The following is an 8,448-nucleotide window of genomic DNA, read 5'->3' as shown; positions in this document are numbered from 1 at the left end:
TCCCTCTCCCAGATATGGGAGAGGGACTTTGAAATTCTGGCTCCCCTTCTCCCAAATTTGGGAGAAGGGGTTGGGGGATGAGGGCAAATCCTTTTGATCACCGAAGAACTACAGGTTTCAAGATAGACGCGGTTTAGTAGTACTTATAACCTGACTTTTTGTATCATATAGAGACCATTTATGGACACTAACTAGCAACTTACGTTACTAGCAAATTATAGGGTTTCCTAATCACATGAGGTACATCATAGCCCCCTCCTCGCTTGCGGGGAGGGGGTTGGGGGTGGGGTTCAGTACCTACTCAAGCGAGAACCGTTATATATTTGCCCAATACTTTGAAAACATCCTCTAAAATAAGCTGATGAAGAAAGCTCTCATTTGTGGAATATCCGGTCAGGATGGAGCTTACCTGGCACAGTTACTTCTTAATCAAGGCTATAGCGTCTGTGGTAGTTCACGAGATGCCCAGATTTCCTCTTTCAAAAATTTGGTTTACTTAGCTATTCGTGACCAGGTGAAGTTAGAGTCAATGGCTCTGAATGACTTTCGGAGTGTATTGCAAGTGCTGACAAAAATCCAGCCAGATGAAATCTACAATTTGGCAGGACAAAGTTCAGTTGGTTTGTCTTTTGAACAACCAGTAGAAACTTTAGAAAGTATCACTACTGGAACTCTGAATTTATTAGAAGCTATTCGCTTTTTGGGTGTACCAATCAAACTCTATAATGCTGGTTCTAGTGAATCTTTTGGGGATACTGGTGAAACAGCAGCTGATGAAACAACGCCATTCCGCCCCAGAAGCCCTTATGCTGTGGCTAAAGCTGCTGCTTTTTGGGAAGTTGCTAACTATCGGGAAGCTTATGGTTTGTTTGCCTGTTCTGGGATTTTATTTAATCATGAATCTCCCTTGCGACCAGAAAGATTTGTGACTCAAAAGATTGTTGCGGCTGCTTGTCGCATTGCTCAAGGTAGCACTGAGCAGCTTTATTTGGGTAATATGCAGATTCAGCGTGACTGGGGTTGGGCACCGGAATATGTGGAGGCGATGTATTTGATGCTGCAACAGGAACAGCCGGATGATTATGTCATTGCTACGGGAGAGAGCAGTTCATTAGAAGAATTTGTCGCAGCAGCATTTGCATCTGTGAATTTAGATTGGTGTCACCATGTTGTGATCGATAATAGCCTGCTGCGACCTACAGATTTAGCAGTGGGTAGAGGTAATCCCGTTAAGGCGAAGGACAAGCTGGGATGGCAGGCGAAATACAAGATGAAGCAGGTTGTGCAAATGATGGTGGAGGCTAAACGATCGCAATCCTAAATCATTCATAAATGCTAAGGAGCATTCCGAAGGGTAGCAATGACTGCGATCGCTTTGTCCTTCCTCATCGCTGCGGACATAATTATACCTACAGATAACTTAAAAACTAATGTCTGACACTGTTATTCGAGTTGAAAATTTAGGTAAAAAATATATTATTGGGCATCAACAGCAAGAACGTTACACTGCACTGCGCGATGTGATTGCTAATAAAGTTAAGTCCTTTGGTAATCTAATCCAAAATCCAAAATCCAAAATCCAAAATTCCCAGGAGGAGTTTTGGGCGCTGAAGGATGTGTCTTTTGATATTAAACAGGGTGACAGAGTTGGAATTATTGGGCGCAATGGTGCGGGTAAATCTACACTTTTAAAAATTCTCAGTCGGATTACTGAACCGACAACAGGAAGCATCAAAATTAAGGGAAGAGTTGCTAGTTTATTGGAGGTGGGTACAGGCTTTCATCCAGAGTTGACTGGTAGAGAGAATATATATCTCAATGGCGCAATTTTGGGAATGAGTAGGGTAGATATTAAGCGCAAATTTGATGAGATTGTAGCGTTTGCAGAGGTAGAAAAGTTTTTAGATACGCCTGTTAAGCGGTATTCTTCGGGGATGTATGTGCGCTTGGCGTTTGCGGTGGCGGCGCATTTAGAGCCGGAGATTTTAATTGTAGATGAAGTTTTAGCAGTAGGAGATATACAATTTCAAAATAAGTGTCTAGGTAGAATGGAGGATGTTAGTAAATCCGGAAAAACTGTTCTTTTTGTTAGTCATAATACGGCAGCCATTAGTCTTCTTTGTAACAAAGGTATATACTTGGAAAAAGGAAAATTAATTACAAAGGGAGAAATTTCTGAATGTATTAATTTGTATACACAAAATCGAGTAAAACGTTCAGGCTTTTTGCTAGAACACCAGATTATCAAAAATCCTGGATTAAAAGCTATGGATATCAAGATAAATGGGAAATATGAAGATATAGTTTATATCATTTATACAAATAATAATATCGAAATTGAACTGACTTTTTTAGCAACTTTAACTTGCCGCGTTTCACTATATGGAAGTTTAAAGGATAGTCAAGGTCAGTCTATTGGTATTTATTCACCAGGACATATTAGCGAAGATGTTTATACAGTTAACCCTGGACAACATAAGCTTTTAGGTAGAATTTTTCTACCTAAATTGACTAAAGGAAGATATTTTCTCGAACTAGGAGTTGTTAATCCTGGTGTTCAGTTCTATATTTACTTTCCGTTTGGGGTTGAGTTAGATGTTGCTGGAACGCCTACAAAATCAGGCGTTGTTTATGAGCAAGGTATTAATGATGCTGGCTATCAAATTATTGATGGTTATTCTTCATTAGAAAAAGATTCACTAGCACAAAATACATCTATTTATCCCTATAAATAAAAGCTATTGAAATAGGGTAAGTTGAATATAATTAGCAGGTTATTAAAATCCCATAATAGCCTTGAAAACCAAAATTAAATTTGTAACTTATACTGGAGACATAAACATGGGTTTAGATTATAATGGCGTAAAATTTCTTTTATATGCTAAGTCATTAGGAGTTGATTTTTCAGAAACAGCGACTATTGGCCGACAATATCTTCATATAAGTCCTCCTGATCTTAAGAAAATATTGTTGAGTTTTAATTATCAAATTGAAGACAAAGAGCTAGAACTTATTTTTCAAGAAAATAAGGGTTACTCCGAAGCTTTTTTCCATTATCTTAGTGCCGGGTTTGTAGATTCTTTTGATTATTCAAATTATGAGGGAGCAACACATCTTCATGATCTGAATTTTGCTATACCGGAAATTCATAAAGAGAAGTACAATGTTGTAATTGATGGAGGGGCATTAGAACATATGTTCAACTTTCCTGTAGCAATTAAAAATTGTATGGAAATGGTTAAACTTGGTGGTTATTATCTTGGTATCACTGTTGCCAATAACTTTATGGGACATGGTTTTTATCAATTTAGTCCTGAAACGTTTTTTCAAATTTTTACTCAAGAAAACGGTTATAAAATGATTAATTTAATAGCCTGTGAGACTTCTTCCAAAGCACAGTGGTTTTCTGTTAAAGACCCCAACGAATTAAAAGAGCGTGTGACATTAGTGAATCAATTTCCTGTATATATTCTGGTGGTTGCTAAAAAAATTGCTTCTGTAGAAATATTTAAAAATGTACCTCAGCAAAGTGACTACACATTGATATGGCAAGGAGATTATTCTGCACAATCAGCACCAGAAGTTAATACTCAACGTAGAAGAAATATTTTAACTCGTTCAATTATCAAGTTGCTTCCTAGTCATATCAAGATAAAATTAAAAAGCCTCTCTTCACAGAAAGAACCAATCTTTAACCCAAACTTTTTTGAACCTTTCAATCTATAAAAACTGAACATAATAATCTAACATATGCTATTAGAAAAAGTAAAATACTTGGTTGCAAATCGCCAATTTCAAAAAGCTCGCAAACAATGGGAAATACTATCTCTAGATTTTGCTTACGAACTATCTTTAAGCCAGTCATTGGCAAAATATCGAAAACCTAATGAAGCTTATCGATATTTTCATCAATATTTTTATCATAGATGCCCTCAAATCATACGTGATCATCGAAAATATTTTTGCTTAGAAAATAGAGGTTTTGGCGAAGATGCAATGCACGCTATGTGGTGGCTTCTTTTCTTAGAATACAAGCCTGTTTCATGTTTAGAGATTGGTGTGTATCGGGGACAAATAATATCTCTTTGGATGCTAATTTCCCATTATATTAGCCATTTATGTAATATTTACGGGATTTCTCCATTCTCTAATGCAGCAGACACAGTTAGTAACTATATTAGTGATATAGATTATTACAATGACGTATTAAAAAACTTTACTTACTTTAATTTGCCTTTACCCAAGCTGGTTAAAAGTTTATCGACAGATTCTCTGGCAGCAAAAACTATATCTGAGCAAACCTGGGACTTAATTTACATTGATGGCTCACATAATTATGAAGTAGTTGTTAACGATTATTATCTTTGTAAGAAAAACCTCAATGAAGGTGGCATTCTCGTTCTTGATGACTCTGCTTTATACCTCGATTATATGCCTCCTATATTTGCATTTAGTGGACATCCTGGTCCTTCCAAAGTTGCAGAAGAATTTGCTATGAAGGAAATGCACTTTTTGGGCAGTGTAGGACATAATCTAATTTTTCAGAAACACTAACTTGATTGATTATGATATTTCCTGTTTGGGGAAGTGGACAACAGTTACTTCAGCAAAGGGTAAACTGTATTGTGATAGCTAATTAAGTAATTTTATTAATCTATAAAAAGTTAGTTTCCCCTGCTAACACCAACAGCCTTTACCATTTGTAATTCTAAGTCTTTGAAAACATGACGTTTGTAAACATTAATTTGTTGGCAACGGCTTTTATTACCATGAAGCATATCGTTTTGTCAATATCTTCTATTGGACTGGTGCTCTAGTTGAGCTAAAAACTAAAAACTGAACCTAGAAAGGATCTAATAATGAACCTTTGGCGAACACGTAATGCTCTGACGCGACTTAGGTTAGCCTTTTCTCCTTTAATTCCTAGCCTATTGGAGGATTTGCGTATCAGCTTCGTTAAATTAGTATCTGATTTCCTGCGTGCTACTACTCTTCATAAACAAATTAAGGCTCTTGCACACAAATTTGGTGTTATCAAACTACCCAATAAAGTTCCTCTATTAAATGGTTCATCTGTTCAGCAATTTCAGTCCCCATCTGACAAACCTATAATCTTTACTTCCTACTGTGTTGCTGCTGATTCTCCAGGCAATCTGAAGTTTTGTGGGGGTACAAAAGAGCTAAATTATTTAGTTAAATTGGTGCGAGAACGTGGGTATGAGGCTTATATAGTTTCTTATGATGGAACTTATGAGCCTTGGTTGTTTGATCATCAGCCCCACATCTCGCTAGATAAGTTTCAGGAAATTATTAGGCAAAATAATAATATTCGTTGTGTCACATCTTGGGCGATAGCAACTGCTTTCGTTGAAGTTAGTCCATCTCTGTATTTTTGGGACATGGAACTTGCTCATACTGAGCATGATCACTTTCCAGCACTTGCAGAACTTTACAGGTATAAAATTAAGAATACTGCTGCTATATCTCGTACCATCCAAGCATGGCATATGGCACACTTTCAGCGCTCCTGTGTAATTATCCCTAACTTGCTAGATACCTCTGTATGGTTTCCAACTTCATTAAACCGTAAAAGTGACCGAATTGGGTTCATGATTGAAGGGTCACATACGGAAGAATATATAGATATTATTCGTAATTTGACTCAGGAAAAGGGTTTCGAGTTTGAGTTTTATCAAATCAGTGGAGTTGAATCCGAAGTTTTAGTAGGAATGCATACTTGCGAAGTTTTTCTAAGTTTGAATATCGGTAAAGATCCTCTTTGGGGTGAAGGTTGCCCCAGAACAGTCATTGAGGCTCTTGCCTCTGGATGTGTTGTTATTGCCTTTGACATACTTGGTAATCGAGAAACTATACAAGATAATTTCAATAGTGTTTTAGTGTCTCGTTATCGTCCTGATCTCATGGCAGAGGGTTTAGTTCGGCTCTATAGTTCTACTGGTGAAATTGAGCGTCTTCGTGAAAATGCACGCGCTCTAATTGAGTCTTGTCATACTTTTGATGATCGTTGGCCAGCAGTGAAAGAGTTTTTGCATCTCTAGATTCAGTTGTTACTAAATTGGTTTGCAAAATGGTTGTGATAAGTCGATATTTGCGATCGCTCGGTGTTGATCCAGATGAATTGTAACTTGATTGGCAGACGATGCCTTCTCTACGAGACCCTTCTCTACGAGACCCTTCTCTACGAGACGCTGCGCGAACGGCAAGCTCAGGGCATCGCGCTACACGAACGGCGGGCTTCTCTACGAGAGGCTACGCCAACGCCTACGCTTTTGAGTGAAAAGCTGTATCACATTGCGATCGCCAGAATAAAAATGTTCTTTTTGTGGTATTTTATAACACTGCGCTCGCTCTAGTTGAGGACTTCAACTCTCAAAACCCAGCCGACTGAAAATCTTGGCCTGCATACAACATAGGTATCTGAAGGACAGTGGCGATCGCTGCTGCAAAACAGTCCCCGTAGTTGAGTTGAGCGGGATGTCCGCTACCCTTGCCATAGAGCCAACCTAAGTTGCCTAATTAATAGACAAATCTAGTCAATAATGCTGAAATCTAGACAAATTGTGGGATAATCAAAATATCAAGAAAAACAGCACAATTTAAATGCTTTTATCTATCAAGACACAGCTAAAATTAAACTCATCTCAGCGGATCTTGATGAGTAAACACGCTGGGATTGCTAGATTTACTTACAATTGGGGGCTGGCAACTTGGCAAGCTTTATATAAGGAAGGGTATAAACCTAATCACCGATTCCTAAGAACATTTTTCAATAATCACGTGAAAACTAATTTAGATTTATCATGGTTAAAAGAAAAAGGTATATGTCAAAAAGTAACTGAGTTTGCCTTTGAGCAACTTGGGTTATCTTATCAAAGATTTTTTCAAGGTCTAGCTGAGTACCCTAACTTTAAAAAGAAAGGTAAATCAAATAATAGTTTTACTATTAACTCAGGTGGTAAACCTATTCCTGTGGGGGGTAAATTAATAAAATTACCTACAATCGGATGGGTGAAAACTTATGAGGGTTTACCTCACGTATCTACCTCAAAGCTAACAATATCAGAACGTGCAGGCAATTGGTATATAAGCTTCGCCTTTAAGCAAAATGAAGAAAACTCACAAAACCAAATACCTGTTGTGGGAGTTGACTTGGGGATTAAAGAACTTGCTACTTTGTCAACAGGAGTAGTTTTTAGTAATCCCAAGGCAACTATAAAGATGAAGAAAAAGTTACGATCACAGCAGTGCCGATTAGCTAGAAAACTTCAAGGTTCTAAACAATATTTAAAGCAAAAGTTAAGAGTTGCTAAAACTTACAAAAGGGCTAGCGATATCAGGCTTGACGCTACTCACAAAGCTACAACAATTATCAGCAAAAATCACGCTAAGATAGTTATTGAAAACTTAAACGTGAGTGGCATGATGGCTAATCACAAGTTAGCTGGTGCGGTCGCAGATGCTAATTTTTATGAGTTTAGAAGACAACTAGAATATAAAGCTGAGAAGTTTGGCAGTGAAGTAGTTTTTGCTGATAGGTTTTACCCTTCAAGCAAAACTTGTTCTAACTGTGGACATATTCAAAATATGCCCTTAAAGGTAAGAACTTTTGACTGTGGAAGCTGTGGAATAAGCATTGATCGTGATTTAAACGCTGCTAAAAACCTGAGCTTTTTAGCTAAATAATTTCACGCAACACGGAGGGCTAACCCGTGTCTGGGTATTGAGGGTTCTGAAGCCGACTTCACCCGTTGAAATATCAAGTAAGGATTAGATGTCTAGGGATGTCTATGATTTATATAGCAGTTGGTACAGTTCTAGCGCCTTGAATGCCATAACCTCATCGACCGACACATAATCCAAGTCTAAATTAGTCAATAGTGCTTTGACCTCTGCTAATACCCCTTTACGTAGTGCCACAATCAGTAGCTCTTGCAACGTACCGCATGACATTAATAACTCACCAGATGTGATTGCTTGCTGGTATAGTGCTTCCCAACCAGGTTCCTACAATATGATCGCAATAACTGCCGAAGTATCCACAATCATGTCGGTAAGCCATCCTCGTCGTAGAGTGAATTTGGCTCAAAATCATTGGCCTTTTGTTGAGCATTAGCCTGAATTGCAGACAAATGTTCCGCCAGTTGGGTGTGTCGTCGCTGTCGTCGCAGTTCCCGATATTCCCGTTCCAAAGCCGCCTTCACGATCTCAGTAGGTCCTAGACCAGTTAGTTCCCGCAATTGCTGGATTAAGCGATCAACCTCAGCATTTTTGATATTGATAGCCATGACTTCCATACTTAGCATCTATAACTTAATTATAGAATTTTCTCTCCAACCCCGGCATGCAGTGGGGGATGAGGAAAATCGCTCTATCAAACAAAACGGCGATCGCCTCACGAATTGTTAGTGTCAGGGCGGGAAGACCCAG

The 8,448-nt window shown here is 38.2% G+C and carries 9 protein-coding genes; 7 read left to right on the top strand and 2 right to left on the bottom strand.

The window, feature by feature from the left end; genetic code table 11:
* The first annotated feature begins 361 nt into the window (after positions 1-361).
* The 7 genes from ACYTXL_RS22780 (at position 362) to ACYTXL_RS22750 (ending at position 7,704) form a co-directional block, all read left to right on the top strand.
* Entirely contained in the window at positions 362-1,321 is a 960-nt protein-coding gene (locus ACYTXL_RS22780; protein ID WP_461926711.1) for a GDP-mannose 4,6-dehydratase, read from the top strand.
* Positions 1,322-1,430: 109 nt separating this feature from the next.
* Positions 1,431-2,735, top strand: coding sequence for an ABC transporter ATP-binding protein (locus ACYTXL_RS22775; RefSeq protein ID WP_461926710.1), 1,305 nt, complete (start codon positions 1,431-1,433; stop codon positions 2,733-2,735).
* 61 nt (positions 2,736-2,796) lie between these two features.
* On the top strand, positions 2,797-3,726 hold the full coding sequence (locus ACYTXL_RS22770; RefSeq protein WP_461926709.1) for a hypothetical protein: 930 nt from the start codon (positions 2,797-2,799) through the stop codon (positions 3,724-3,726).
* A 24-nt stretch (positions 3,727-3,750) separates the two neighbouring features.
* Positions 3,751-4,554, top strand: a complete 804-nt coding sequence (locus tag ACYTXL_RS22765) for a class I SAM-dependent methyltransferase (RefSeq protein ID WP_461926708.1) — start codon at positions 3,751-3,753, stop codon at positions 4,552-4,554.
* Positions 4,555-4,859: 305 nt separating this feature from the next.
* Positions 4,860-6,059, top strand: coding sequence for a glycosyltransferase (locus ACYTXL_RS22760; protein ID WP_461926707.1), 1,200 nt, complete (start codon positions 4,860-4,862; stop codon positions 6,057-6,059).
* A 101-nt stretch (positions 6,060-6,160) separates the two neighbouring features.
* Positions 6,161-6,298: a hypothetical protein gene (locus ACYTXL_RS22755; RefSeq protein WP_461926706.1), complete on the top strand. Its 138-nt coding sequence runs from the start codon at positions 6,161-6,163 to the stop codon at positions 6,296-6,298.
* Positions 6,299-6,621: 323 nt separating this feature from the next.
* Positions 6,622-7,704 carry an RNA-guided endonuclease InsQ/TnpB family protein gene (locus ACYTXL_RS22750; protein ID WP_461926705.1) on the top strand — a complete coding sequence of 361 codons (1,083 nt, stop codon included), beginning with the start codon at positions 6,622-6,624 and terminating at the stop codon, positions 7,702-7,704.
* A gap of 102 nt (positions 7,705-7,806) precedes the next feature.
* On the opposite strand, the gene ACYTXL_RS22745 is transcribed toward ACYTXL_RS22750, so the two are convergent.
* Together ACYTXL_RS22745 and ACYTXL_RS22740 are read right to left on the bottom strand one after the other, a co-directional pair.
* Positions 7,807-7,971 carry a hypothetical protein gene (locus ACYTXL_RS22745; protein WP_461926704.1) on the bottom strand — a complete coding sequence of 55 codons (165 nt, stop codon included), beginning with the start codon at positions 7,969-7,971 and terminating at the stop codon, positions 7,807-7,809.
* Positions 7,972-8,063: 92 nt separating this feature from the next.
* Positions 8,064-8,306 (bottom strand): type II toxin-antitoxin system VapB family antitoxin, encoded by a 243-nt coding sequence (locus ACYTXL_RS22740; RefSeq protein WP_461926703.1) that lies wholly within the window; start codon positions 8,304-8,306, stop codon positions 8,064-8,066.
* Positions 8,307-8,448: the final 142 nt, after the last annotated feature.

Source organism: Nostoc sp. (assembly GCF_054880495.1).
This window is presented reverse-complemented; position numbering and strand designations above follow the sequence as displayed.